The 26,998-nt window shown below is 41.9% G+C and carries 22 protein-coding genes; 5 read left to right on the plus strand and 17 right to left on the minus strand.

Translation table 11 applies throughout. The features are described from left to right. From H625_RS0101385 to H625_RS0101435, 11 genes are all read right to left on the minus strand, one after another. On the minus strand, positions 1-705 hold the full coding sequence (locus tag H625_RS0101385) for a cytochrome c biogenesis CcdA family protein (RefSeq protein ID WP_026858285.1): 705 nt from the start codon (positions 703-705) through the stop codon (positions 1-3). Between the two features lie 79 nt (positions 706-784). Next, positions 785-2,557, minus strand: a complete 1,773-nt coding sequence (locus H625_RS0101390; RefSeq protein WP_026858286.1) for an ABC transporter ATP-binding protein — start codon at positions 2,555-2,557, stop codon at positions 785-787. Beyond that, entirely contained in the window at positions 2,547-4,331 is a 1,785-nt protein-coding gene (locus H625_RS0101395; RefSeq protein WP_026858287.1) for an ABC transporter ATP-binding protein, read from the minus strand. Before H625_RS0101395 ends, H625_RS0101390 begins: the two co-directional genes overlap by 11 nt. A gap of 427 nt (positions 4,332-4,758) precedes the next feature. Next, positions 4,759-6,297, minus strand: coding sequence for an AbgT family transporter (locus tag H625_RS0101400; RefSeq protein WP_026858288.1), 1,539 nt, complete (start codon positions 6,295-6,297; stop codon positions 4,759-4,761). A gap of 154 nt (positions 6,298-6,451) precedes the next feature. Then, on the minus strand, positions 6,452-8,140 hold the full coding sequence (locus tag H625_RS0101405; RefSeq protein WP_026858289.1) for a glutathione ABC transporter substrate-binding protein: 1,689 nt from the start codon (positions 8,138-8,140) through the stop codon (positions 6,452-6,454). A gap of 160 nt (positions 8,141-8,300) precedes the next feature. Next, positions 8,301-9,974, minus strand: a complete 1,674-nt coding sequence (locus H625_RS12365; RefSeq protein WP_035784911.1) for a glutathione ABC transporter substrate-binding protein — start codon at positions 9,972-9,974, stop codon at positions 8,301-8,303. 102 nt (positions 9,975-10,076) lie between these two features. Beyond that, the gene (locus H625_RS0101415; RefSeq protein WP_026858290.1) at positions 10,077-11,756 is read right to left on the minus strand and encodes a glutathione ABC transporter substrate-binding protein; all 1,680 of its coding nucleotides are present in this window, start codon (positions 11,754-11,756) and stop codon (positions 10,077-10,079) included. Positions 11,757-11,883: 127 nt separating this feature from the next. Then, positions 11,884-12,123: a YneF family protein gene (locus H625_RS0101420; protein WP_026858291.1), complete on the minus strand. Its 240-nt coding sequence runs from the start codon at positions 12,121-12,123 to the stop codon at positions 11,884-11,886. Positions 12,124-12,189: 66 nt separating this feature from the next. After that, on the minus strand, positions 12,190-14,175 hold the full coding sequence (gene tkt, locus H625_RS0101425; RefSeq protein WP_026858292.1) for a transketolase: 1,986 nt from the start codon (positions 14,173-14,175) through the stop codon (positions 12,190-12,192). A 31-nt stretch (positions 14,176-14,206) separates the two neighbouring features. Continuing rightward, positions 14,207-14,431 carry a DUF896 domain-containing protein gene (locus H625_RS0101430; protein ID WP_026858293.1) on the minus strand — a complete coding sequence of 75 codons (225 nt, stop codon included), beginning with the start codon at positions 14,429-14,431 and terminating at the stop codon, positions 14,207-14,209. Positions 14,432-14,522: 91 nt separating this feature from the next. Continuing rightward, positions 14,523-14,837, minus strand: coding sequence for a hypothetical protein (locus H625_RS0101435; RefSeq protein WP_026858294.1), 315 nt, complete (start codon positions 14,835-14,837; stop codon positions 14,523-14,525). 142 nt (positions 14,838-14,979) lie between these two features. Here H625_RS0101435 and lexA point away from each other — a divergent pair, with 142 nt between their 5' ends. After that, positions 14,980-15,597: a transcriptional repressor LexA gene (gene lexA, locus H625_RS0101440; protein WP_026858295.1), complete on the plus strand. Its 618-nt coding sequence runs from the start codon at positions 14,980-14,982 to the stop codon at positions 15,595-15,597. A gap of 417 nt (positions 15,598-16,014) precedes the next feature. On the opposite strand, the gene H625_RS0101445 is transcribed toward lexA, so the two are convergent. From H625_RS0101445 to panB, 3 genes are read right to left on the minus strand one after another with little or no spacing between them, the layout of a single operon-like run. Beyond that, complete coding sequence (locus H625_RS0101445) at positions 16,015-17,004, minus strand: CAP domain-containing protein (protein ID WP_026858296.1); 990 nt, start codon at positions 17,002-17,004, stop codon at positions 16,015-16,017. A 12-nt stretch (positions 17,005-17,016) separates the two neighbouring features. Further along, on the minus strand, positions 17,017-17,856 hold the full coding sequence (gene panC, locus H625_RS0101450; RefSeq protein ID WP_026858297.1) for a pantoate--beta-alanine ligase: 840 nt from the start codon (positions 17,854-17,856) through the stop codon (positions 17,017-17,019). Next, positions 17,857-18,657 (minus strand): 3-methyl-2-oxobutanoate hydroxymethyltransferase, encoded by an 801-nt coding sequence (gene panB, locus H625_RS0101455; protein ID WP_026858298.1) that lies wholly within the window; start codon positions 18,655-18,657, stop codon positions 17,857-17,859. Between the two features lie 72 nt (positions 18,658-18,729). Here panB and H625_RS0101460 point away from each other — a divergent pair, with 72 nt between their 5' ends. Beyond that, the gene (locus H625_RS0101460) at positions 18,730-19,614 is read left to right on the plus strand and encodes a ketopantoate reductase C-terminal domain-containing protein (RefSeq protein ID WP_026858299.1); all 885 of its coding nucleotides are present in this window, start codon (positions 18,730-18,732) and stop codon (positions 19,612-19,614) included. A gap of 49 nt (positions 19,615-19,663) precedes the next feature. Here the strand turns inward: H625_RS0101460 and H625_RS0101465 are convergent, their stop codons facing one another. Together H625_RS0101465 and H625_RS0101470 are read right to left on the minus strand one after the other, a co-directional pair. After that, positions 19,664-20,281, minus strand: a complete 618-nt coding sequence (locus H625_RS0101465; RefSeq protein WP_026858300.1) for a DedA family protein — start codon at positions 20,279-20,281, stop codon at positions 19,664-19,666. A 31-nt stretch (positions 20,282-20,312) separates the two neighbouring features. Next, a complete protein-coding gene (locus H625_RS0101470; protein ID WP_035784915.1) occupies positions 20,313-21,770 on the minus strand; it encodes a protein adenylyltransferase SelO in 1,458 nt (485 codons plus the stop codon). Between the two features lie 176 nt (positions 21,771-21,946). Here H625_RS0101470 and H625_RS12370 point away from each other — a divergent pair, with 176 nt between their 5' ends. Continuing rightward, complete coding sequence (locus H625_RS12370; protein ID WP_211222566.1) at positions 21,947-23,050, plus strand: YkvI family membrane protein; 1,104 nt, start codon at positions 21,947-21,949, stop codon at positions 23,048-23,050. 115 nt (positions 23,051-23,165) lie between these two features. Continuing rightward, positions 23,166-24,242, plus strand: a complete 1,077-nt coding sequence (locus H625_RS0101480; protein ID WP_026858302.1) for a YkvI family membrane protein — start codon at positions 23,166-23,168, stop codon at positions 24,240-24,242. A 458-nt stretch (positions 24,243-24,700) separates the two neighbouring features. Here H625_RS0101480 and H625_RS0101485 read toward each other — a convergent pair whose 3' ends face one another. Beyond that, positions 24,701-25,678, minus strand: a complete 978-nt coding sequence (locus H625_RS0101485) for a nuclease-related domain-containing protein (protein WP_026858303.1) — start codon at positions 25,676-25,678, stop codon at positions 24,701-24,703. A gap of 236 nt (positions 25,679-25,914) precedes the next feature. Between H625_RS0101485 and H625_RS0101490 the strand changes: the two genes are divergently transcribed. Continuing rightward, the gene (locus H625_RS0101490) at positions 25,915-26,985 is read left to right on the plus strand and encodes a YkvI family membrane protein (RefSeq protein WP_026858304.1); all 1,071 of its coding nucleotides are present in this window, start codon (positions 25,915-25,917) and stop codon (positions 26,983-26,985) included. The last annotated feature ends 13 nt before the right edge of the window (positions 26,986-26,998 follow it).

Genomic DNA, 26,998 nt, shown 5'->3' on the forward strand with positions numbered 1-26,998 from the left:
TTAAAATCCCTGGAAGTCTCCGAAGAACGGCTGCAGCCATATAATAATCTGCGTTAAACCGTCAAAGTATAATAATATTCCCATCAATATCATGATCACTCCGCCAGCTTTCATAATACCGTTTGAATATTTCAGCATCCAGCGTGTCTTCGATACGAAGAAACTTAAGACGAAGAACGGAACGCCAAATCCGAGACAGTATACAACCATAAGCATTAATGCGTTGCTCGGTTCTGATGCACTCATTGCAAATATCGCACCGATAATCGGTCCGTTACATGGTGTCCAGCCGGCTGCGAATGCCATACCGATTAAGATTGAACCTAAAAATCCTGATGGTCTGTTCTTAAATTGCACTTTATGGTTTTTCATCAGAAAATCAAATTTAAGGACACCTGTAATAACCAGTCCAAAAACAACGATTAAGATCGCACCAATTTGACGAATTAAGTTACTGTGTTCAATAAGGAAGCCGCCAAAGAATGACGTTCCAAAACCTAAAGCGATGTATATTAAGCTAAATCCTATTAAGAAAAACAATGTATGTAAAATGGCACGCCCATTAAAATTCTGTTTTTCAACCTCGTTGTAGCTCATTCCGGTAATATACGAAACGAAAGCAGGGAAAACCGGAAGTACACAAGGGGACACAAAACTCAGTACACCTGCACCGAAGGCAAGGAGAAATGTTACTTCTGAACCCATTAAAAATACCCCCATTCAGATTCAGTATACCAAATCTGACGGGGGCAATGAATATCTTAAGCTGATTAAATATGACAAATTATTGTTTACTGTTTTGCAAACGGTACATTTTATAGTAAATTCCCTTTAATTGTACCAATTCATCATGAGTTCCACGTTCAACGATTTCACCTTTGTTTAAAACGAGAATTTCATCGGCATCCTGAATCGTCGACAATCTGTGTGCAATTGCGAGCGTTGTTCTGCCGCTTCTCATCTTCATCAGTGAGGCTTGAATTTTCTCTTCTGTCGATGAATCAATATTTGCTGTTGCTTCATCTAATATTAAAATTTTAGGATTCGTTGCCATCGTACGGGCAAATGCCAGGAGCTGACGTTCCCCGCTCGAGAAGTCTGCACCTTTTTCGACAACTTTCTGTTCGTACCGGTTTTTCAGTTTATTAATAAAACTGTCTGCTCCGACAAAGTCCGCTGCCGACCTTACCATCTCGAACGTCATCGTGCTGTGATACAGTTTAATGTTCGATGTTAAAGTACCGTAGAAGATAAATGGATCCTGCAGTACGAGTCCGATGTTATTTTTCATTTCTTCTTTAGGCAGTTCTTTAATAGAATGTCCGTCAATTAAAATTTCACCATGTTCGTATTCATAAAATCTCATCATCAGGTTAATGATAGAACTCTTACCGGAACCAGTATGTCCGACGAGTGCCGTTGTTGTTCCGGGCAGCACTTTAAAACTGATGTTTTTCAGCACATCGACATTGCCGTCGTAACTGAATGTGACATTTTTAAACTCTACCTGTCCATCCGTAATTTTATACTCTTTTTTAATAATTTGTGCCGGTTCGTGACGGTCGTCATCCAGCAGCGTAAATACTCTGCTCGCCGCAACGAGTGCCTGCTGGAAAATGTTCAGGTTCTGACTGACCTGGTTAATCGGTTCAAAGAACCGCTCCATATATTGAATGAACGCGAAAATAACACCTGCTGTCACACTCGTTTCAAAACTAAGAAAACCGAAGTAACTTAAAATAACTACAATCGATAAAATATAAATCATATCGATTGCCGGTCTTAGGAGAAGTCCGTCCAGTTTTATCGTGCGTAAATTATACTGATAATGTTCTTCGTTAATCACTTCAAATTCACGCTGCAGACGTTTTTCCTGATTAAAGACCTGAATAATCTTCATGCCTTCTATTGATTCTGAAAGTTTTGCGTTCATGTCGCTTAACAGACCGCGTGCATGTGAAAAATAGCGCGCGGAATATTTACGGTAAACGAGCAGTATAAAGATGATAACCGGCATAAAGATCAGCGTGATAAACGCCAGTTTTACATCCAGAATGAACATCATCACAAAGCTCGATATCACCATAAATATTGCCATTAAGAATGTGCCGAGGACCGATGTGAACATATCAACAATTGCCTGCGTATCATTTGTCAGACGGGATACCACGCTGCCTGACGGCACTTTATCGAAGTAAGTCATACCGAGCTTGCCGATTTTTTGGAAGGCATCGATACGCAGCTGCTGAATCACTTTAAAAGCGAGCACCTGCAGTAAATATATTTGCCAGTACGTAGTAAGCACCGCAACGACGTTGACTGTTATAAACGCGATGATCAGCCACATGATATCTTCTTCCGGGAAGATCGACGGTGTTAAGTAATCATCGATAAAAATCATTACAAGATAAGGCGTCATCACACCCATCACCGTCGAGATTATCAGCATAGTGAACGCGAGTGCCAGGATACCTTTAAACGGCAGCGTATATTTTAACAGCCGTCCAAGTACGCGGAACTGATCTTTTAACGTTAAATTAATTACATCAGTTGTCATCAGCTCGACCCCCTTCCAGTGTTTCATCAAGCGCTTTCGATAAACTCTGGCGAAGAGACTGCGTTTTAAATGTTTCGTAATACCAGCCCTTTGCTTTAGTAAGTGAAGCGTGATTTCCGCGTTCAATGATACGGCCGTCTTCCATTACTAAAATTAAATCAGCATCTCTTACCGCACTCATACGGTGAGCTGTAATTATATTTGTTTTACCTCTTCTGTTTTGTTCAATGTTGTTTAAGATTGCTGTCTCTGTTTCAGCATCTACTGCCGACAGTGAATCATCCAGTATAAGAACCTCCGGATTTTCTATTAAAGCCCTGGCGATCGAAATCCTCTGCTTCTGGCCGCCTGACAGTGACACACCGCGTTCACCGACAATTGTGTCGTAACCTGCAGGGAAAGCTGTAATATCCTGATGAATATAACTTAACTCAGCAGCACGATAAATTTTTTCAATATTGATGTCAGGATTGGTAAAGGCAATATTATTTCTGATTGTCGTCGAGAACAGGAAATTATCCTGCGGCACATAGCCGAACAGCTGACGCAGATTTTTAATATCTGCCTGTTTAATATCAACACCGTTTACAGCGACTGTATTATCAGCATCTGTATCAAACTCACGGAGCAGGAGCCTGATAATTGAACTTTTGCCTGATCCGGTGCGTCCGACAATACCGAGTGTTTTACCCTCTTTTAGAGTGAAATGAATATCACGAAGTGATACTTCTGCTTCACCGGGAAACGAAAATTCGGACACGTTAAAAGTAATATCACCTGACGGTACAACATCACTTGTTACATTCGTACCGATATCACTTTTAGTGTTCATTATTTCCTCTATCCGGTCGTAAGATGCCTTGCCCCGCTCGATTAAATTAAAGAACCAGCCGAGAGCCAAAAGCGGCCAGACCATCATGCCGAGATACGTCGTAAATGTAACGAGCTGACCGAGCGTAATTTCATCAGCCACAACCATACGCGCACCGAAAAATATCGACAGAAAATAACTGATTGCGATAATCGCCGTAATTGTCGGATCAAATAGTGCATCGATTTTTGCCACTTTTAAATTCTTCTTTACGACATCATCGGATAAATTGGTAAAGTCTTTTAAATCTTCATCTTCATAGCCGAAAGTTTTTGTCACTTTGATCCCCGCAATGGACTCCTGGGTTTTATCGTTTAAAGAACTGAACGCTGCCTGGGCAACGCGGAACAATCTGCTTAAAATCGAACCGTACCAGCTGGTTAGAATCACCATAAAAGGCAGCGGAATCATCGCAATCAATGTTAATTTCGGACTGACAGTCAGCGCCATCGTAATCAGCACGGCACCGCCTGTAATTACCGAGTCGGCAATCGTTAAAATACCAGCCCCCGCCGTCATCTGAACCGCATTAATATCATTCGTCGCGTGCGCCATTAAGTCCCCTGTCCGCCGCTTGCCAAAAAATGCCGGAGACATTACCGAATATTTTTTAAACAGCCGCTCTCTTAATGTACGTCCAAGTCTGTTCGACGCTCCGAAAATCATCACGCGCCAGAAGAATCTGAATATGTAAGTTAAAATTGCGACAAAAACCAGCATCACACCGAATAATATAAGTGTATTTGATGTCAATGTTTCCGTCGTAATCTGATCGATAACCCGGCCGATAACCTGCGGCGGTACGAGCTCCATCAGTGCAACGAGAACAAGCATCACTAATCCTATAATATAACTTTTCTTTTCGAGCTTAAAAAACCATCCCAAATTCTTAAATACCCGCATTAATACACTCCCCTTATTTACACACCCCTATTTCACTTTGAATTTTACCATATATTTCGGAAATTGAAATAAATCATAAGGATGAAAAATGGTGGGGAGCTGATATTGCCTCGGGACTGGCGTGACCTTGTCTCATGCGTATCCGCAGTCTGCCGGACTGGCATGATCGGGTCTCATGTGTATCCGCAGTCATCCGGACTGGCATGATCGGGTCTCATGTGTATCCGCAGTCTTTCGGACTGGCATGATCGGGTCTCATGCGTATCCGCAGTCTGCCGGACTGGCGTGATCGGGTCTCATGTGTATCCTCAGTCTGCCGGACTGGCATGATCGGGGTTCATGCGTATCCGAAGTCAGCGGGACTGGTATGAGCCAAATCTTTCCATCAAATAAAAAAAACCGCAGAAGCTCTGCGGCTGTAAAACTTTTAATATGAAAGATTTGTTCCTGGACCGACCGGAATACCGAGAAGCATCCAGATGACGAACATAATAGTCCAAGCTATTAAGAAAATGACTGAATACGGCAGCATTAATGAAATAACTGTACCGATACCGTTTTCTTTGCCGTAGCGCTGTGCGAATGCAACAACGAGCGGGAAGAATGGCATCAGCGGCGAAATAATATTCGTCGATGAATCACCGATTCTGTATGCAATCTGTGTTACTTCCGGTGCGATACCGAGCTGCATGAACATCGGCACGAAAATCGGCGCCATAATTGCCCACTTGGCTGAATCCGCTGCGATTGCAAGATTGATCAGCGTTGTAATCAATATAAACACAATCAGTACCGGCACACTGCCGATATTTAAGTTCTCTAGGAGTCCTGCACCGTTAACGGCAATAAGCGTTCCAAGATTGGAATAGTTAAACAATGCAACGAACTGTGCTGCAAAGAATATCAATACGATAAAGCCGGACATCGTCGCGAGAGAGCCGTCCATCAGTTTTACGGCGTCTTTATCGTTTTTAATCGTCTTATTCACTGCACCGTAGACAAGACCCGGCACAAGGAAGATTAACATCATAATAAAGATGATACTTGAGATAAACGGTGAACCGACTATACCCCCGTCTTCACCCCGTAAAGGAGAGCCCGGGAAGACGACGAGACTTAATATTGCAAGTACTGTAACAACTGCAGAAATATTTGCCCAGTTTAATGCGCGTTTCTCCTGTTTATCTAAAGCCTTGTTCTCACTGATTTCTTCATTATCAAAATCAAATTTCTTCAGACGCGGTTCAACAATCTTATCGGTAATTAAAGTACCTAAAATTACGACAAGGAAAGTCGACACGAACATAAAGAACCAGTTATCCGTTGCCTGAACGATATAAGTCGCATCGAGAATGCCTGCTGCTTCCGTCGTAATACCTGAAAGCAGCGGATCATTCGTACCGATTAACAAGTTAGCGGAATATCCGCCGGCTACACCGGCGAATGCTGCAGCAAGACCTGCAAGCGGGTGACGGCGGAAGCCGAGGAAGATAATCGCACCTAGCGGCACAAGAACGACATAGCCGACACTGGCAGCGACGTTTGACATCACACCCATAAATACAACAATCGGTGTAACGAACTTACGTGGTGCTTTTGTGACCACATTTGTCATCAATGCACTGATATAACCACTTTTCTCTGCAACACCGACACCGATCATAGCGACCAGTACTGGACCAAGTGCCACGAATGTAGTAAAGTTTTCAACCACACTCGTAAACATGTAGCGTATACCGTCACCTGTTAAAAGACTGACAGCGTGAACCGTTAATTCTTCACGCTCGCCCGACTCGGGATTAATTCCGACATAGCTGACATTGACACCAAGTAAATATAAAACATGAGAAATTGTAATAACAAGCAATGTTAAAATTAAAAATATCGTGACCGGATGCGGTAACTTATTACCGGTAATTTCAATCCAGTCGAGAAGTGAACGCTTCTCTTTTAAACTGTTATTCATAGTATTCTCCTCTAATATAATAATCGCTGTTTATTATACTACGCGTTATTACTATTTACTAGCCAGTAAGTTTAAGTTAGTAAGTGAATACGTTTTCTAACAAAACACCCGGACAGAACCTAAGTTCCATCCGGGCATTTATTACTATTTAATTTTATTCTTCAGTACCGAACGAAGCATTTTCAAGTCTGATATTTCCTACAGGATCAAGACCGATATTGTTTACGCTGTCGTTGTTCACACCTAATAGGAAGCTCGTGTGATTTAGATATACTGCCGGTGAATCGTCAATCAGGATTTGCTGTACTTCGCTGTACGCTTCCTGACGTCCTGCTTCATCCGGGTTCATACGTCCTTCATCAAGCAATGTATCTACTTCTTCATTCTCGTAGAATGAACGGTTCCCTGGTGCACCGAAGTTGTTAGAGTGGAATAATGCATACAGTCCGTAGTCAGCGTCAGCTGTAACTGTCGTCCAGCCGAGAATAAACATATCGTGTTCTCCGTTTGCTGTCTGATCAAGGAATGCGCCCCACTCAGATTGCTGAACTTCTACTGTAATGCCAATTTCACTTAGTGCGTTTTGAATATATACTGCCGAGTCAACAATTGCTGGATCGTCGTTCACCCATAATGTTGTAGTGAAGCCGTCCGGCTGAGAAGATTCGCTTAACAGTTCCTGAGCTCGCTCAACGTCAACGTCGATGCTCTCAAGATTTTCATCGTAACCCCAAACGTCCGGAGCTAACGGACTTTGTGCTGTGATACCGTAGCCATCATACACACCGCTGATAATTTCATCGCGGTCAATTGCGTGTGCGATCGCCTGACGTACTAAAGGATCATCGAATGGATCTTTCTCCATGTTAAATCCTAAGTAGTTCATACGTACTGATTCACTTTCAATTAACTCAGTCGCATCACCATTTTGAATACGTTCAGCACTTGCTGTATCAATTTCGTTGGCAATATCAATGCCGCCAGTATCAAGTTCAGCTAAACGCGCCTGTGTTTCAGGAATAACTCTGAATACCACTTCATCAAATTCGCGCTCTCCATTTTGGAAATCCTCGAATTTGCTTAGTGTTACCGAGTCACCTGGTGAACGGTCCGTCATTTGAAGGTGGTTTGTACCATCTGTTTCAGCACCGGTAACTCCGCCGATATGCTCGCTGATTTCATCAGCAACAGCCTGGAACTCATCTCCGCCTGCTTCACGCAGTTCATAGTATTCTTCTAAAGTAACATCACTGCCGGCTTCATCAAGTGCAGCCTGGTAGTCTTTATCAATTAAATCCTTACTCATAATCCCGCCTGCGTTATGTGATAAATGTGCAGGTAATGGAGCGAAGGCATATTCTGTATGTAAATTTACTTCGTAATCTCCAACAACTTCAACTTCTTCAATCATTTCGTAAAGGAATGCAACCTGTGATGCAACGGCCGGGTCATTAACACGGTCAATTGTCGCTTTCACATCTTCAGCAGTAAACTCCTGTCCGCTGTGGAATGTAGTACCTTCGCGTAATTTGAAATTCCATACTGTATCTTCTGTCGCTTCCCATTCAGTTGCAAGACCTGGAGTTAATTCCAGCGCTTCATCTTGGAAAATAAGCGATTCGTAAATATTACGTCTGATTTGAGCACTTGCCGAGTCATTCGAACCGTGCGGATCAACCGTGACCATATCTTCAGACATCCCGATATTAATCGTGCCGCCTGCCGTTTCTTCTGTACTGCCTTCCCCTTCTGCCGCTTCGTCTACATTTTCATCACTTGAACATGCAGCTAAAACTAAAGCAACAGTGAGTAAAAGAAAATACTTAAATCCTCTTTTTACCATTTTTGTTAACCTCCAAAATATTTTGATAATTTGAATTATATAGAAAATAGCGAATTTATGCAATATAATAATTCGATTTCGTATAAAGATAAATTTTAAAACAAAATATTGCATAAAAATACCCCTTAGCTGCGAGAGGCAGCCAAGAGGCACTTCCATATTATTTAAATCTCACATTATCTAAATGAATTCGTCCTGTTGGATCTATTTCTACTTCAGATAGTGTAGCATCGTTATAACCTACAGCGTATTGTGAATGGTTTAAGAATGCTGACGGTGCTTCCTCTACTAATATTTCTTCAACTTCTGTATAAATTTCCTGACGCACTTCTTCATCGGTCTCTGCGCGTCCAGCGTCTAATAACTCATCGACTTCAGGATTGTCGTAGAATACACGGTTACCCGCTGCCCCATGATTTTTAGAGTGGAATAACGCATATAAACCATAGTCGGCATCACCTGTTACTGTCGTCCAGCCAAGCATGAACATTTCATGATTACCATTCGCCAGCGTGTCATAGTATGCACCGAGATCGAATTGTTCAATTTCAACATTTATATTCAGTTCAGCAAGCTTATTTTGAATGTACACTGCAGTATCGATAACCTGCTGATCATCATAAACCCACAGTGTTGTGTCAAAGCCGTCTGCAAGTTCTGTTTCTGCTAACAATTCTTTTGCTTTATTTAAATCATACCCTTGTCCTTCAAGGTCTTCAGAATACCCCCAGACATCGGGGGCGAGTGGTCCTTTCGCTGTAATCCCCATGCCGTCGTATACACCTTCGACAATCTCTTCACGATTAATTGCATAAGAAATTGCCTGTCTAACTTTAATATCATCAAACGGTTCTTTATTCATGTTAAATCCAAGATATGCCATACGTACAGAATCCTTAACTGACATCGCAGTATCCGCACCATTCTCGATACGCTCTACACTGGATGAATCAATATCTGCAGCAATCTGCACGCCTCCTGTTTCAAGTTCTGCAATACGTGCACTCGTTTCAGGTATTACTCTGAAAGTAACATTTTCAAAATAACGGTCGCCGCCCTGGAAGTCTTCAAATTTTTCTAAAGTAACTGATTCACCAGGACTGCGTGAAACGAATTTTAAGTGATTGGTTCCGTTCGGTTCATTACCAATGACAGTACCGAGGTGTTCACTTATTTCTTCCAGGACTGCATCGTATTCTGTTCCGCCAGCTGCACGAAGTTCATAGTACTCTTCTAAAGATACATCACTCCCTGATGCCTCAAGTGCCGCTTCATAATCTTTATCGATTAATTCTTTAGACATAATACCTGCAGTACTGTGCGCTAAATGACTTGCTAGCGGTGCGAAAGGAATTGATGTGTGAATATTAATCTCATAGTCACTAACAACTTCAATCTCCTCAATCATTTCATAAAGGAATAATACAGGTGCTCCGAGTGCCTCATCTCTGACTCTGTCAAAAGTTGCGACTACATCTTCAGCTGTGAATTCTTCACCATTGTGGAATGTTGTTCCTTCACGAAGTTTAAAATTCCACGTCGTTTCGTCAACCTGTTCAAACTCTGTAGCCAGACCCGGCTGCAGTTCCATATTTACATCCTGATTTAAAAGTCTTTCGTAAATATTTGATCTCACCTGACTTGAATGAGAATCATTTGAACCATGTAAATCGAGAGATACTACGTCCGACAGCATACCTATAGTAATATCTCCTGTCTTCTCACTGCCAGCCGATTCATCGCTATCCCCTTCTTCACTTTGATCACTTGAACAGCCAGCGATTACGAATAACATTGCCAGCATAAAAATCGATAACATTTTTTTACTAATCATTGATTTCTCTCCTCCACTGTGATGTTGATAAAATATATGTCTCAATAATGAAAAATGCCCTTTAACCAGTAAAGCAATTAAAGGGCGTTTTATTTTTAGTAATTATTTAAATCTCACATCTTTGAAGTGCAGTCCGCCTGCCGGATCCACTTCGATACCGCTTATTGCTGTTTCGTTATAGCCTGCAGCAAACTGTGCGTGGAACAGGTATGATGATGGCGATTCTTCGACAAGAATATTTTCAATGTCAGTATAAATCTGTTGACGTGCTTCCTCATCTACTTCTGCGCGTCCTGCGTCTAATAATTCATCGACTTCAGGATTGTCGTAGAATACACGGTTACCCGCTGCTCCCTGGTTTTTAGAATGGAATAAAGCATACAGACCGTAGTCAGCATCCCCTGTTACAGTCGTCCAGCCAAGAATAAACATTTCGTGGTTACCCTGTGCAAGTGTTTCTAAGTACGCGCCCCACTCGAACTGCTCAATTTCAACATTGATGTTAAGTTCAGCAAGTTCGCTTTGAATGTAAACAGCTGTATCGATAATCTGCTGATCATCGTTTACCCAGATTGTAGTGTCAAAACCGTCTGCTACATCTGTTTCAGCTAAAATTTCTTTTGCTTTTTCAATATTGTATTCCTGTCCTTCAAGGTCTTCAGAGTAACCCCAGACATCCGGTGCTAAAGGTCCTTTTGCCGGAATCCCCATGTCATCGTAAACTCCTGCTACGATTTCTTCGCGGTCAATTGCGTAAGAAATTGCCTGCCGGACTTTCATATCGTTGAACGGCTCTTTGTTAATGTTAAATCCAAGGTATGACATACGAACTGAATCCGTTGCAGTTACGGCAGTATCCGCTCCATTTTCAACGCGTTCCATATTAGTTGAATCCACATCAGTTGCAACCTGGATTCCGCCTGTTTCAAGTTCTGCCATTCGCGCGCCATTCTCTGGAATTACTTTGAATGTTACGTTTTCAAAGTAACGGTCGCCGCCCTGGAAGTCTTCAAATTTCTCTAATACTACTGAATCCCCTGCACTGCGTGAAACGAATTTCAGATGGTTCGTTCCGTTTGGTTCACTTGCCACAACAGTCCCTAAATGTTCACTGATTTCTTCTTTAACAGCATCGTACTCGTCTCCGCCAGCTTCACGCAGCTCATAGTACTCTTCTAAAGTAACTTCGCTCTCAGCAGCATCTAATGCAGCCTGATAATCTGCATCGATTGTTGCTTTAGAAATAATACCGCCAGTGTTATGTGCTAAGTGACTCGCTAAAGGAGCGAATGGTATGGATGTATGAATATTAATTTCGTAATCACTGACAACTTCGATTTCCTCGATCATTTCGAACAGGAAAAGTACCGGTGATGCCATTGCATCATCCTGCACACGGTCGAAAGTTGCGACAACGTCTTCCGCGGTGAATTCCTCACCGTTATGGAAAGTTGTGCCCTCACGAAGTTTAAAATTCCATGTTGTTTCATCAACTTGTTCGTATTCAGTTGCAAGACCTGGTGACAATGACATGTCAACGTCCTGGAATACTAAAGTTTCATATATGTTTGCTCTGACCTGGCGTGATGCTGAATCGTTCGATCCGTGTGGATCCGTCGTCACCATTTCCGCCATTGTTCCAATTGTTAAATCCCCTGTTTTTTCACTTTCAGCCGCTTCATCGCCAGCCGCTTCTTCTTCGACGTTATCATCGCTTGAACATGCTGCCATGACAACTAAGAAAGCGATTACAAGAAACGCTAAAAAATTTTTCTTCTTCATTGCTGTATTCCCCCCTTTGTTTGATAAATTTATTATATCCATGCCAATGTCATAATTGCAATAATTTTCTAAAATTTAAATAAATATAAAAAACACGCACTTTAAAAAGTGCGTGTTCTCTATGTTTTTACTTCTTCTCTTTTTTAGCTTGTTCTGATGATTTATTCATCATACTCAGCATTTGATTAATTTTCTTCTGCGAAGGTTTTTGTCCCATCTGCATCATCATAATTCTGAGCATGTCTTCATTAATAGGAGGGTTCTTCTCCAAATAATCCATCATATATTTTCTAGAGATCCAAAATCCTAATGCGAAACCACCAATGAGGGCTACGATTACAATTAGTATCCATATCCAAGTCGCCAAAATGCTCACCTCTTTTCCGTGTAAACCACTATTTAGTTTACATTAACGGCCATTTAAATTCAATGCTTATTTACTCAGGATAATATTCGACAGGTTCTCAACTGTAAAGCCGTAACGCTCAACAACTTCCCCGCCCGGTGCACTTGCACCGAATGTATCGATTGTTAGGAGCTTGCCTTTGATACCGACAAATCTGTGCCAGCCGAGGCTTGCAGCCATTTCCACTGCCGTACGGTTTTCAATATCCGTATTTAATACCGATTCAATATACTCTGCATCCTGGTTTACAAATGCTTGTACGTTAGGAATCGATGCAACTTTAATATTAACGCCCTCTTCAGCTAATTTCAGAGCTGTTTCAACTGCAAGAGATACTTCGCTTCCTGTTGCGAAAACAATCGCATCGCTGCCGCCGTCATAAGCAAGGTATCCGCCGCGGCGTACGCCTTCTTCGACTTTATTGCCTTCGATATCGAGAACTTTTAGATCCTGACGTGTCAGTACTAAAGCTGTCGGTGTATCTTCAGATTCTAAAGCAACTTTCCATGCTGCACGTGTTTCGTTGCCGTCTGCCGGACGAATTACATTCAGATTAGGAATGGCACGAAGTCCTGCCAGCTGTTCAACCGGCTCATGTGTCGGTCCATCTTCGCCGACTGCAATTGAGTCGTGAGTGAATACGTAAGTTACCGGTAATTTCATTAATGCACTTAAGCGTACTGCCGGCTTCAGATAGTCACTGAAGACGAAGAACGTTCCTGCATAAGGATAAACGCCGCCGTGTGCTGCCATACCGTTAATTGCAGCTGCCATCGCAAATTCTCTTACGCCAAACCAGATGTTGCGTCCAGCGTAGTTGTCTTTAGCGTAATCCGATGCTTCTTTAACGTTTGTTTTGTTACTGCCTGCAAGGTCAGCTGCACCGCCGAAGAATGTCGGAATTGTTTTTGATAATTCCTGAATCATATCTCCTGAGTTGCCGCGTGTTGCTTTTTTCGTTCCTGCTTCGTAAACCGGAAGTTCTGAAGCATAGTCTTCAGGCAGTTCACGTTTAACCGCAGCCATGAAGTCATTATATTTAGCTCCGTCAGCCGCTTTAAATGATTCCATAACTTTGTTCCATGCCGTTTCTTCTGAAGCCCCCCGTGCAGTTAATGTTTCTTCAAAGCGAGCGTAGACAGACTCGTCCACATCAAATGTTTTCAGGTGGTCAAGACCGTATGCTTCATAAGCACCCTGACGCTCTGCGTCACCAAGGGGTGAACCGTGTGCATCAGATTTACCTGATTTATTCGGCGCACCAAATCCGATAACTGTTTTCACTTCGATCAGCGATGGTTTATCGCTTTGTTTCGCTTCTTCAATCGCTTTATCGATTGCATCTAAATCATTGCCGTCTTCAACGCGCAGGTAGTGCCAGTTATACGCTTTAAAACGAGCCGCAACGTCTTCAGAGAAGCTCTTGTCGAGGTCCCCGTCGAGTGAAATATCATTTGAATCGTAAAGTACAATCAGCTTCTCTAAGCCTAAGTGTCCCGCAAGTGATGCCGCTTCATGCGAAATCCCTTCCATCAGGTCACCATCTGAAGCAAGTACATAAGTATAATGGTCAACAACTTCGTGCTCATCTGTATTAAATACAGAATTAAGGTGAGTTTCAGCCATTGCCATACCGACGCTCATTGCAAAGCCTTGTCCAAGCGGCCCTGTAGTAACCTCTATGCCGTCTGTATGTTTGAACTCAGGGTGTCCCGGAGTTTTGGATTCATACTGTCTGAATTCCTTTAAGTCATCCATTTCCAAAAGTCCTGAAAGATGAAGCAGGCTGTAAACTAACATTGAACCGTGGCCCGCACTCAGTACGAAACGGTCTCTGTTAAACCAGTCAACATTTTTCGGGTTAAAGTTTAAATGTTTTTGCCACAGTACGTACGCCATCGGTGCAGCGCCCATAGGCAGTCCCGGGTGACCCGAGTTTGCTTTTTCAATTGCATCAATACTTAAAGAACGGATCGTATTGACCGCCAATAAGTCAGTTTTATCAAATGACATTTACTTTCGACTCCTTTAATTCTCTTCATTATTATTTTTTGTTGCGCAGTGCCTTAACTTTGTCAGGGGTAACATCTTTACCGTCCGGATCGATCACTTTAGTGTTTTCAATCTGGTTTTTAAAAGAATTTCTAAAGTTTGATAAATACTGTTCTCTCAAACCAGTCAGCTCTTTAAGTTCCGCTGCAGATATTTTATCTTTGCGCTTTAACTTTGCAAGCTGGTTGAGACGTTTTAATTTTTGATCGTCTAACATGAGCTCCACCCTTTCCAATATAATTTACCATAAAAAAGGTGCGGAAACCAAACGGTCCCGCACTTTAATAGACAATATATACACTTATTAATTAATTTCTGCTGGAAACGTCATAATTAAGATGTTCTGTAAGCGTTCCGCTGCTGATAAAACCGTTCGCAGAACCTTCTTCTCCGTTCGTTTCTTCCTCATCATCTTCCGGTTCATTAATTGACGAAGCCGACACCGTACCGTTCGCCTCTTGTTCGATTGATTCTTCAGCTGTATTTTCAGAAAATGCAGTATTTTCATCAGAATGTATGTTCTCTGCATAATCCGGTTCAACCATATTAAAACTATATAAAAGCCCGAAGCTTAGCATTACAGCGAATAAACCTGTGAGAGTTTTGAAATCTTTCATTGTCATTAATATCCACTCCTAAGAACAAATGTTTGTAATAACAATATAACAGAACACCTGTTCGCAGTCAACATAAATACGAACAAATGTTTGTAAGTGTATATGGTATATGATAAAATTTAATTAATATAAGGCTGGAGGTAACAATATGAAAGATTTAACAGACAGACAAAAAGATATTTTTCAATATATAAAACGCAGCGTCAATGATAAAGGTTATCCGCCAAGTGTCCGTGAGATCGGTAATGCGGTAGGACTTCAGTCGAGTTCTACAGTGCACGGGCATCTCGCAAAACTTGAAACTAAAGGATATATCAGACGGGACCCGACAAAACCCCGCGCAATTGAAATCGTCCAGGCTTCAGATGACAACGCATCGCCCGTCATTCATGTCCCTGTACTTGGTAAAGTTACAGCCGGCCTCCCTATTACAGCCGTTGAAAACATCGAAGAGTACTTCCCTCTTCCCGAACACTTTACGGCAAACCATAACAGCGAAATTTTCCTGTTAAATGTTTCCGGTGACAGTATGATCGACGCCGGCATACATGACGGTGACCGGGTTATCGTCCGCAAACAGAACATTGCACACAACGGTGAAATCATCGTTGCAATGACAGAAGACGACGAGGCGACAGTTAAACGCTTCTATAAAGAAAAAGGCTATTACCGTCTGCAGCCGGAAAACACGACGATGGAACCTATTTACCTCGATAACGTAATCGTTCTTGGTAAAGTCGTCGGGCTGTTCAGAGAATTTATTTAAAATTATAATTTATGACCGCCCGGGGCTCTGTGCCCTGGGCGGTTTTTGTGTTGGGCGGGATGTTGCTGATACATGAGCAGGTGTCATGTATATGTATTGTCGTTTACGTATACATGAAGCTTAGTCACGACTATGTATGTTGGCTTTCGTCGGCATGAGACTTCGTCATGACTATGAATCATGGAATGCGTATATATGAGTTGCTGTCATGACTATGCATTGTGATTTGCATATACATGAGAATATAATCTCGCTTCACATCACAAATTCCTCAGTCGAAATGACGTCACAAAACGTTTATCATTCCTATGTACGTCCTCATTGGGTCGATAAATCTTATTCAACCTAATGTGAACTCCTCATCGGGTCGAAAACCAAAAAACACCCGGATTTCACCAATCCGGGCGCTCATGCTCATTATTTCTGTATATAGTTTTCCGTATAATACGGTACGTTGTCACCGTTGTACTCTATTCCGACACCGAGATAGTTAAACTGATCGTTCAGCACGTTAACACGGTGCGATGGCGAGTTCATCAGACTATGGTGGGCAAATATCGGCGAAGTGTGTCCTGTCGCAATATTTTCTCCTGCCAGCCTGAAGTCAACCGAGCCGTTTAACATTCTGTCTTTCAGCGTGCGGCCGTCCGGCGAGTCGTGATCAAAGTAATTGTTTTCTGCCATATCGGCGCTGTGGTAATATGCGACTTCATCCGCTGCAGCGTCGCGTTCCAGTGTCGAATAGCCGTACTCTGCACGCGTTGCATTAACTAAATTAAAATGCATCTGCTCGTTGTCTTCCTGAGACGGATGGTTATAAAGATCGTTGATTTCAATTACTTCATCTTTATTAATAATCAGCATACCGTTCGCTTTATCGTTCTCATGTATATCGTAAAAGAAATATGCATAATAGTTGCCGGCATCGAAGACATCGTATTCGTCATGTTCGACTTTCAGTCGTTTCCACTGCTTACGTATATAATCGAGCGGTTCCCCGTAAACTTCCCGCAGTTCTTCACGGTTCATGCCGTCAAGACTCATCTTACCAAATGACACATCACTGGAATTCGTATAGCCGCCTGTGACTATGCCGTCACGGACCAGGAGCATATGAAATGCCCCGGGCTGATTTTTTATGACAAAGTCACCTTCGTATTCTGAATTAATGACCGTCTCGTTATCTGTTTGGAACGATGAACCGAGTGAATAATCTATATTCGTCTCCTGCGCACCGTGCACCTGTTCTATTTTAGTCGTATCATAGTTCGGAATGACATTCTGTTCAAGCCAGTGATTAAAATAATCTTCGGTCAGACCGTCCTTAAAGTCGTAGGATTGCATGGCCGGTACGATAATAAACAAAGATGCGTATAAAATTAATAGCGCTGTAATTCGCCGTACCATATTATTCCTCCATTAAATGCTGACGTATAAATTATCAATCAGTCTTGCTTTTTTAAATTGCACTGCAATAAATATAATAACATCCTGGTCGATATTTTCAACGAACTGCAGTGCGCGTGCTGTATAAATCGCGAGATCATCCACAGTACCGCTTGTCTTTTGTTCAATATGAAGTCTGATAAACGACATGACCTTATCGGTATTAACAGTACCATTTTTAATCTGTTCCGCCGCATTTAATAATGCCGCGTTAATTTCGCCCGCTTCAATAAATTCCGACTCACTTAAATTCACATTGCGTGAACTTTTTGCAAGACCGCTTTCTTCACGCTTCGTCGGCACACCGATAATTTCAACCGGCACATTAAAATTATCCACATAACGTTCAATAATCATCAGCTGCTGGCGGTCTTTCTCTCCGAACACAGCAAAATCAGGCTGAATAATATTAAACAGTTTGCTGACTACTGTCACAACACCTTCAAAGTGTCCCGGACGCTTCACGCCGTCCAGTATGTTCGCCATTGATTTAATGCCTAAATTAAATTCCATTTCCTCAGGATACATTTCGTTCACTTCAGGATGGAAAACAATGTCCACACCGTGTTCGCGGCAAATATTTAAATCGCGCTCCAGATCTCTCGGATAGCTGTCGTAATCTTCTTGTGGACCGAACTGCAGCGGATTGACAAAAATACTCACCGCAACTAAATCAGCGTGTTTTTTCGCCTCTTCAATCAGCGCCGTATGGCCTTCATGCAGATAACCCATCGTCGGTACAAGCGCAATTTTTTTATCGTTATGAGCACTTAACAGCACTCTGACTTCTTTAATGCCTGCTGTGTGCTGCATTTACTCGTACACCCGTTTCTTGTACGTCGTTTCCTCAGACGGGAACATTCTGCTCTTCACTTCGTTGCGGTAGTTCGTCAGTCCTTCTTCAACGACTGAGTTTACATCCGCATACGGTTTAACAAACTTCGGCAGACGGTCGCTGCCGTACTGAAGTACATCATGGTAAACAAGCACCTGGCCGTCAGTATGAATCCCTGCACCAATACCGATAGTCGGAATGTTGACTGATTCAGTTACTTTTTTAGCAAGGTCCATTGGAATTGCTTCAAGCACCATCATCGACGCACCCGCCGCTTCAAGCGCTTTCGCATCTTCAATCAGTTTTTCAGCCTGCTGAGTATCTCCCGCCTGCATTTTAAACCCTGTAATTCCGAAGTGCTGCGGCGTTAATCCTAAATGTCCGCATACAGGAACGCCTGCTTTAACAAGTCCTTCGATAACATCAAACGACTCGGCACCTTCCATTTTTATCATGTTCGCATCACTGTTCTGATACAGTCTGATGCCGTTTTTAATTCCTTCATTTACATCTGCATGGTGTGAACCGAAGGGCATGTCAACGACGATAAACGTATTCCCCGCACCGCGTCTCGCTGCTTTAGAGTGGTGAATCATATCATCCAGCGTTACCTGCACCGGCGATTCGTATCCCAATACGACCATTCCAAGTGAATCTCCCACTAAAATGACGTCTACCTCCGCCTTCTCTGCAAGTTTTGCAGAGGGATAATCATATGCTGTTACCATCACTATTCTGTCATTGTTTTTCATGCTGATTAAATCTGCTGTCGACTTCATAGTTTCCCTACTTTCTGAAATTAGATATACTTATTTTACCACAGAAATGATAAAAAATAACGGAGTGAAAATATGAAAATAGGTATTATCGGTGCGGGGGCAGTCGGCAGTATTATTGCCCGCGAGTTCCATAAACTCCCCGCAGATAAAGTTGAGCTTACATTAATGGCGAAATCCGCCCGGGACGGCTTTACCATACTCGAACAGGGTGTCAAAACATTTCATGAAATTAAAGTTCATAAAGTGAGTCAGGTAACAGATAAATTCGATGTGCTCTTTATCGCCACGAAGACACCAGCACTTACGGCGCTGAAAGATACGATTAATAGTATTACCCATAAGGACTCGGAAATAATTTACGCATTAAACGGCATGGGCTACGATTCAATTTTTGATCAGGGAATTCCCGGCGTTGTCTACATCAGCGGCCAGCAGCATGACGATTACATCGAACATTATGTAAATCAGAAGATTATTTTGCCGGAGCGTCAGTTCATCTATACCGATAAACTGATTGAGCTGATCGATAACACAGAGTCAGTGAATTTCGAGCTGCTGAAAAGTTCAGAGTTTAACAAAATGCGCTATGAAAAGCTGCTGATTAATGTCGGGATTAATTCAATGACCGCCCTCAGTAAAAACACATCGAAAATATTCGAAGATGAAAAAACAGTGCAATTAACAAAGCGGTTACTTACAGAATCCGTAGCTGTTGTGAACTTGTGCAATAAGGATAAGGTGGAAATCGATGAAGGATTCGTAGATTACGCGATGAATATGTATTACAGCTATCCGCGGGATATGGGCACCAGCATGTATTACGATGTGATGGCGAATAAAACGACTGAGTTTAAATACATCCAGCAGTATGTCCATAGCATGAAACAGGGTTACGACGTTGACACACCAGTCCTCGACATCGTTGTCACACTCCTCGCTGCTTACGAAAAAAATTAATCTAAATAAAAATGGGGATAACCGTTATGCCGGTTATCCCCTATTACTATTATTTCGCTTTTTTCTTCGGTCTGAAGTAAAAGAACCATACTAAAAATGCGATACCTAAAACAGCAATAACTGCATAGGCAATATTCGAATACACATCCATCACTGCAACGATATCTTCCCAGTTCTCTCCCACTGAAGCACCGAGATTTACGAGTACCGTGTTCCAGATAAAAGTACCGATCGTCGTCAGCATTAGAAACTTCGGCATGCTCATTTTACTCATCCCGGCAGGAATGGAAATCAGACTTCTGATTAACGGAATGAAGCGGCAGAAAAACACAGTCCATGAACCGTATTTATTAAACCAGCCGTAAGACTTATCAACGTCGTCGGTCGTTACCCGGAGCCATTTTCCGTATTTCACAACGATGCGTTTCATGCGTTCGGCACCCAGTATGCTTCCAAGATAATACAGGATAATCGCACCGCCGACAGAACCTGCCGTCGAGGCAATAATTACCCCGGTTACTGTCATATCAGTTGCCGCCGTCATAAATCCGCCAAATGTTAAAATCACTTCTGAAGGAATCGGCGGAAAAATATTCTCCACGGCAATCAGGACTATAATTGCGGCGTAACCAAACTGGTTAATGACTTCTTCCAAGAAATTCTGCATTATACTTCTATCCTTTTAATAAAATTAATTATCATGTGCCGCAATATGTCTTAAAGTCCGGATCAATATCGTCTTTGCCCGGTGCATTAATGTATTTTCCGCCGAGCTTATCATTAAACGGCTTGGACACAGCTTTTAAGAGCTGTTTTAACTCGCCGTAATGACCTTCCAAAGCAAGATTTAATGACTTCTGAACTAAATGGTTACGCGGAATAAAGCTTGGATTCGCCGCATTCATCGCAATATTAATTTCATCTATTTTAGCACTTTGCGCTTTCTTTCTCGCCTGATACTGTTCGAACCAGTTTATAAATTCGCTGTCGTTAAACATCGGCAACTTGTCGTAATTAGTCAGATAAAGATCTCTGAACGTCCGCGTGTAATCTGCTTCATATTTAAACATAAATCCAAGCAGCTCATCGACCAGTTTCACGTCATACTGTTCCTCATAATCCAAGTCCAGAATACCGAGTTTGTTGCCCATTAATGAAATATACTTTCTATTATAGTACTGCGGATATTTATCGAGTACTTCCTGAGCAAGCTTCACCGCTTCATCCTGTGAGCTGTCAAACAGCGGACACAGCGCTTCACCGAGCTTGCTTAAATCCCACTGCCCGATCGGCGGCTGATTTTTATAGCGGTAGCGACCTTCTGTATCGATTGAACTGAAATACGTATCCGGATTATATACATCGATAAACGCACATGGTCCGTAATCAATCGTCTCACCCGAAATTGTAATATTATCCGTGTTCATCACACCGTGAATAAATCCGACTGACTGCCACTGGGCAATTAATTCAGCCTGCTTTCTTACTACATGGTCATAAAACAGCAGATATTTTTTATCTTCTGTGAGCGCTGCAAGATACGGATAATGGCGTTCAATCGCAAAGTCAGCAAGCGCTTTTAACTCGTCAGCCGACTGGCGTGCAGCATATTCAAAAGTACCGACGCGGATGTGTGAACTCGCGATGCGTGTTAAGATGCCGCTCGCCGTTGTTGTCTGACGTGTCAGCTGTTCTCCCGTATCGACGACAGCCAGTGCACGAGTCGTGGCGATCCCGATGTTTGCCATATATTCACTGATAATATATTCGCGCATCATCGAGTCGATTGGCGCACGGCCGTCGCCCTGGCGTGAGTACTTCGTCGCACCTGATCCTTTTAAGACGACATCATATTTTTCACTATCTGTGTTATGCTCACCAAGGAGAACGTTGCGTCCGTCACCAAGCATATTTAAAGTGCCGAACTGATGCCCCATGTAAGCCTGGGCAATCGGTTCTGCTGAATCCGGCAGCTTATTGCCGCTGAAAAATTCAGCATCATTTTCAAGTTCGTTTTCATCGATATTTAATAATCTCGCTAAATGATGATTAAACAGAACAACCTTAGGTGCCTCTGACTCTTCCGGTTCGTAAGGTGACCAGAATGTACGCGGCAGCGATTTATAGTCATGTGTAAAATTAAAGCCTTTATACATTAAAATTCTCCTTTTTAAAAACAGTCGTGCAAATCTAATCTATAGTAATTGAGTATACTATATACATATATAGTTGCATAACAGAATACACCGTTTTCTGAACAAATAAATAATTTTTGTTAACATGGTAAAAAAGAGGGTATAATCATTAACATACAGAAATAGGAGTTGGAATTATGTCAAATGGTAGCAAACGTGCTTCCTGGAAATATGCCTTTGCATACACCGGTATTGTAGTGGGTGCCGGCTTCGCAACAGGTCAGGAAGTACTTCAATTTTTCGCGAGTCACGGGTTAATCAGCATTGCAGGAGTTATTTTAACAGGATTGATTATTATGTTTATCGGCCGGCAGGCAGCTAAACTGGGATACTCAACACACGCTGAATCCCACGTATTACCGCTGAACACACTATTCGGCAAAAAGCTTGGACTTGTCGTTGATATTATTCTCGCCTTCTTCTTATACGGTCTTGCGATTGTTATGATTGCGGGAAGCGGCGCGACGTTCAATGAAGGCTTTGGTATACATCCGCAAATTGGGGCAATCATCCTCATCATACTTGCATTTATCACATTACTTATGGACTTTGATAAAATCGTTTCCATAATCGGTGTTATCACACCAGTACTAATCATCGCAATGTTCTTAATTGCGGGGTATAACATATTGAATCCGATGATTCCTTTGTCCGAGGTCAATCAGCATAATGATGTATCATGGGCACCAACGAGCAGCTGGTGGTTTGATGCAATTACTTATTCAGGATTCACACTCGCAACAGCATTCAGCTTTTTATCAATAATGGGCTCTGAATCTGCACGCCAGTCAATTGTCAGACGCGGCGCAGTATACGGCGGACTGTTAATTATGGTACTTATGCTGCTGATCACATTCGGTGTACTGTCAATTCTTCCGGTCGCATACGATGTCGCACTGCCTACAATGCAAATGGCATCAAATATTGCACCTTGGCTTGGGACAGTATACTCGGTAATTATTATATTATTAATATATAATTCAATCGTTGGATTTTTATATCCGTTTCTTGCAAGATTCAGTAAACCGAAATCAAAGAAATATAAAATCTTACTGGTAACTTCACTGGTTGTAGGTTATTTCGGTACTTATGTCGGATTCGTCGAACTTGTTAACATTGTCTATCCATTATTCGGATATGTCGGTTTAGTTATCGGTGCGATGCTGACACTTCGCTGGGCATTCTTAAAACTTAAAGCCCTTAAACTTGCAGAAAAACTTTCGGATAATAACGAAGAATAAAATTTATTCCTGGATATTACTTCATAGTAATATTCAGGTTTTTTTGTTATTAAATGTTTATCTTTTTTTTAATAGTTTATATAAGTTATGTAAACAACAAACAGGAGATGAATTTATGTCACAAGGTAAAAACCGCGCCTCATGGCGCATCGGCTTTGCGTATGCCGGCATTATCGTCGGCGCAGGATTTTCAACAGGACAGGAAGTACTTCAGTTCTTCGCAAGTCACGGACTGGTCAGTATTTTAGGAATAATACTGGCTGCTCTGATTTTAATGTTTGTCGGCAGACAGACAGCAAAACTCGGCTTCCGTTTAGATGCGGATTCCCACGAATCACCACTCCGGGCATTATTCGGAGCAAAACTCGGACTCGTTATTGATTACGTATTAATATTCTTTTTATACGGCATCGCAGTCGTTATGATTGCGGGCAGCGGCGCAACATTCAACCAGTCATTTGGAATACATCCGCAGCTCGGCGTACTGATTATGATACTGCTCGCATTCGGTACACTGCTGCTCGATTTTAATAAAATCGTCAATATCATCGGCGGGATTACTCCGCTGTTAATTGTCGCGGTAATTATAATTACCGGCTACAACATATTAAATCCGGAAGTACCCTATTCGGAAGTAAATAACTACGTCGATCCTTCACGTACACCTACTTCATTCTGGTGGTTCGATGCAATTACTTATGCCGGCCTGGCACTTGCGACAGGTTTCAGCTTTTTATCAATAATGGGCTCTGAAGCATCACGTCACGCCATTGCACGACGCGGAGCAATTTACGGCGGGCTGATAATAATGCTGTTAATGATACTTGTTAACGTCGGCGTACTGTCAATCATGCCGACAGCAAACGAAGTACCGCTGCCGGCGATGACCATGGCAGAAAACATGGCACCGTGGCTCGGCACAGTTTACTCAGTTATCATCATCTTGCTGATATTCAACTCAGTTGTCGGATTAATGTATCCATTCCTGACCCGCTTCACAGAACCATACTCAGGAAAATACAAAATCATGCTCGTCGCTTCGCTGATTGCCGCGTTTATCATTTCAAACGTCGGTTTCGTCGAACTCGTTAACATTGTCTATCCGATACTCGGTTACATTGGCCTCGCGATATCCGTCGCATTGTTGGTCCGCTGGATAATGAACAAAAACACGAGGAAAAAGCTGCTTTAAATGTGATAAACCCCATCCGCCTGTGCGTGGATGGGGTTTTTGGTGTGAGGTGAGGAGATTTTGAGAGTCTGACCAATATTTTGCGTCGTGGGATTACCATGTCAAAGCCACATGGTAATCCAAAGGCTCACGGACTACCTTGTCAAAAGTACATAGTAATCCAAAGGCTTCCGAACTACCTTGTCAAAAGTACATGGTAATCCAAACGCTCACGGACTACCTTGTCAAAAGTACATAGTAATCCAAAGGCTTCCAAACTACCATGTCAAAAGCACATCGTAAACCAAACGCTCACGGACTACCTTGTCAAAAGCACATCGTAAACCAAACGTTCCCGGACTACCTTGTCAAAATTACATGGTAAACCAAACGTTCCCGGACTACCTTGTCAAAATTACATGGTAATCCAAACGCTCACGGACTACCATGTCAAAAGTACATCGTAAACCAGGCATTGATTATTCTTTCAAATGGTCTTTGTATTTAACAAATAGTTCCGGTTTCGCCATGGCATTATCAAAATTTCGATATTTAAATGTATATGTCGTTTGATTGCCTTTTTTATTAATATAACAGTGCTTTAATAGGATTCTGTACACAACTCTAGGTGTTAAACAGTCGCCAATAAAACTCATAAACGATATTCTAGTCATATCTTTTCCGTAAAATAAAAATTGATAGTCGCTCATCGCCCGCAGCAGATGTGTTTCGTTACTCTCTTTACTTTCACATTCACCGCAGACTAAGTGAAACCTGGATTTTATCAAATTAAAACTTCCACACTGTCCGCAATATAATCCCTTCCTCAATCTTCCTTCATCCACATTATTATCAATATACGGATTCTCGACTATATTTTCACTGAGCAGCCGCACTATAAATTGCGACTTATTGCCAATCTTCCCGCCCCTGAATTTCCTCAAGTATCGCCGTAAATCCATCCGCACAACAATTTTCGACCACAGTGAGTTGTCATCGGTTTGAAGATAAAAATCATCGCTTACGAAAATCAGTTTACCGCTGACTCCAAAATTGCCGTTCACCGAATTTCTCAAACCGATTAACTTTCCAACTGAGCGGTTCAGCTGGGCAACAGGCTCTTCGGATATTCTCTGTCCGTTTCTGAACCAGTCACCACCCTCAACTTTGTATTCTCCGGTGTAGTTTTTTATCTCGTTAACAACTATGCCATTATCATTAATTACGAGAGCATCGTACTGTGTGACCGATTTTCCAAATTTAAGATAAAGATCCCGATAAACTAATACATCGTCATGCCCCACGTCTTCAAAAATTTCATCATACAGGCACTCTCCCACAAAGCCTTTCTGAAATGTTTTAAACCAGCTTTTCTCCCCATTCGTTAAATCGGTCCTTCTCTGCAGCGCTTCGTAAAATAATAAGTCCTGTGATTTATTTCTCGGATTCAAGAACATTTATCCGCCTCCTGCAAAATATTAAGTTACTTCAGTTATACAGCATAATCCTTCAAAAAAATCAGCACAGGCAAACAACATACAAAAATCACAAAACTGCAGATCTAAGATTTCGAAATAAAATTACATGAATTTACATCTAATTTTATCTTACTTTTTACACATTCATGATTATTATAAAGCCGCAACTGTGTTACTATGTTAACTTGTGTTATTTAATTAGGAGGAAATTTTTTGTGAATTCACAAAAAAGTGTAATGAAATTCGCGCTCGCCTATACAGGTATTGTCGTAGGTGCAGGATTCTCTACTGGACAGGAAGTTTTACAATTCTTTACCAGTTTTGGACTGTGGAGTTATGCAGGGATAGCGCTCACTGCAATATGTGTAATATTTATCGGCAGACAGACTGCCAAATTGGGCTACAGATATGATGTACCTTCCCATGAAGTACCATTAAATAAATTATTCGGGAAAACTGCAGGTACTATAATTGACTATTTATTTACTGTTTTTATGTATGGTATTGCAATAGTAATGATTGCGGGGAGCGGTTCCGCATTTAAAGAAAGTTTCAACATAGAACCATGGATTGGAATAATAATATTAATTATTCTCGTATTTTTCACCTTACTTATGGATTTTGATAAAATTCTTACCGTTCTCGGAGTGGTTACACCGTTTCTGGTAATTGCGGTATTTATTATTTCTGTGGTTAATATATTAAATCCGCAAGTGGCAATTGAGCAGATTGATCAGGTTGCAGATATCAGCCGCACACCGACAGGTTTATGGTGGTTTGATTCCATTACGTATGCAGGGGTTGTCCTCGGGGTGACATTCAGTTTCCTGTCTATTATGGGGGCTGATGCTGATAAGCAGTTCATCGCACGGCGCGGAGCTGTTTACGGCGGTATTATTTTTATCGTTATGCTGCTCTTATTAAACACAGGAATGCTCGCTGTGCTTGACGAAGCAAATGAAGTGGCATTACCAACACTGGTTATGGCAAACGCTATTCATCCGGTACTTGGGAAACTATTTTCTATTATTATCATTCTGCTGATTTACAATACTGTTGTCAGCATGCTTTACGCAGTTACTGCAAGATTTACAACACCTTATTCAAGAAATTACAAACTGCTTCTTGCAGCAATGCTCATAATTGGTTATCTTTTAACATTTATCGGCTTTGTCGATCTCGTTAATTTCTTCTATCCAATCTTCGGCTATGTCGGCGTAATTATTGGTATTGGACTATTAGTCAGATGGATTATGAATAAAAATACAGATAAAAAATTATTATAAGACAAACAAAAGC

This window comes from Jeotgalicoccus psychrophilus DSM 19085, assembly GCF_000425845.1.
Classification (GTDB): Bacteria; Bacillota; Bacilli; order Staphylococcales; family Salinicoccaceae; genus Jeotgalicoccus; species Jeotgalicoccus psychrophilus.

Excerpts from the sequence above, each read along its gene's own strand:
- H625_RS0101480 (WP_026858302.1), top strand. The coding sequence starts at position 23,166 with ATGTCACAAGGTAAAAACCGCGCCTCATGGCGCATCGGCTTTGCGTAT.
- H625_RS0101470 (WP_035784915.1), bottom strand. The coding sequence starts at position 21,770 with ATGTATAAAGGCTTTAATTTTACACATGACTATAAATCGCTGCCGCGT.
- panB (WP_026858298.1), bottom strand. The coding sequence starts at position 18,657 with ATGAAGTCGACAGCAGATTTAATCAGCATGAAAAACAATGACAGAATA.
- H625_RS0101395 (WP_026858287.1), bottom strand. The coding sequence starts at position 4,331 with ATGCGGGTATTTAAGAATTTGGGATGGTTTTTTAAGCTCGAAAAGAAA.
- H625_RS0101400 (WP_026858288.1), bottom strand. The coding sequence starts at position 6,297 with ATGAATAACAGTTTAAAAGAGAAGCGTTCACTTCTCGACTGGATTGAA.
- H625_RS0101430 (WP_026858293.1), bottom strand. The coding sequence starts at position 14,431 with ATGTTAGACGATCAAAAATTAAAACGTCTCAACCAGCTTGCAAAGTTA.
- H625_RS0101435 (WP_026858294.1), bottom strand. The coding sequence starts at position 14,837 with ATGACAATGAAAGATTTCAAAACTCTCACAGGTTTATTCGCTGTAATG.
- H625_RS0101415 (WP_026858290.1), bottom strand. The coding sequence starts at position 11,756 with ATGAAGAAGAAAAATTTTTTAGCGTTTCTTGTAATCGCTTTCTTAGTT.
- H625_RS0101485 (WP_026858303.1), bottom strand. The coding sequence starts at position 25,678 with ATGTTCTTGAATCCGAGAAATAAATCACAGGACTTATTATTTTACGAA.
- H625_RS0101385 (WP_026858285.1), bottom strand. The coding sequence starts at position 705 with ATGGGTTCAGAAGTAACATTTCTCCTTGCCTTCGGTGCAGGTGTACTG.
- panC (WP_026858297.1), bottom strand. The coding sequence starts at position 17,856 with ATGCAGCACACAGCAGGCATTAAAGAAGTCAGAGTGCTGTTAAGTGCT.
- H625_RS0101390 (WP_026858286.1), bottom strand. The coding sequence starts at position 2,557 with ATGACAACTGATGTAATTAATTTAACGTTAAAAGATCAGTTCCGCGTA.
- H625_RS0101405 (WP_026858289.1), bottom strand. The coding sequence starts at position 8,140 with ATGGTAAAAAGAGGATTTAAGTATTTTCTTTTACTCACTGTTGCTTTA.
- H625_RS0101445 (WP_026858296.1), bottom strand. The coding sequence starts at position 17,004 with ATGGTACGGCGAATTACAGCGCTATTAATTTTATACGCATCTTTGTTT.
- H625_RS0101465 (WP_026858300.1), bottom strand. The coding sequence starts at position 20,281 with ATGCAGAATTTCTTGGAAGAAGTCATTAACCAGTTTGGTTACGCCGCA.
- tkt (WP_026858292.1), bottom strand. The coding sequence starts at position 14,175 with ATGTCATTTGATAAAACTGACTTATTGGCGGTCAATACGATCCGTTCT.
- H625_RS0101460 (WP_026858299.1), top strand. The coding sequence starts at position 18,730 with ATGAAAATAGGTATTATCGGTGCGGGGGCAGTCGGCAGTATTATTGCC.
- lexA (WP_026858295.1), top strand. The coding sequence starts at position 14,980 with ATGAAAGATTTAACAGACAGACAAAAAGATATTTTTCAATATATAAAA.
- H625_RS12370 (WP_211222566.1), top strand. The coding sequence starts at position 21,947 with ATGTCAAATGGTAGCAAACGTGCTTCCTGGAAATATGCCTTTGCATAC.
- H625_RS12365 (WP_035784911.1), bottom strand. The coding sequence starts at position 9,974 with ATGATTAGTAAAAAAATGTTATCGATTTTTATGCTGGCAATGTTATTC.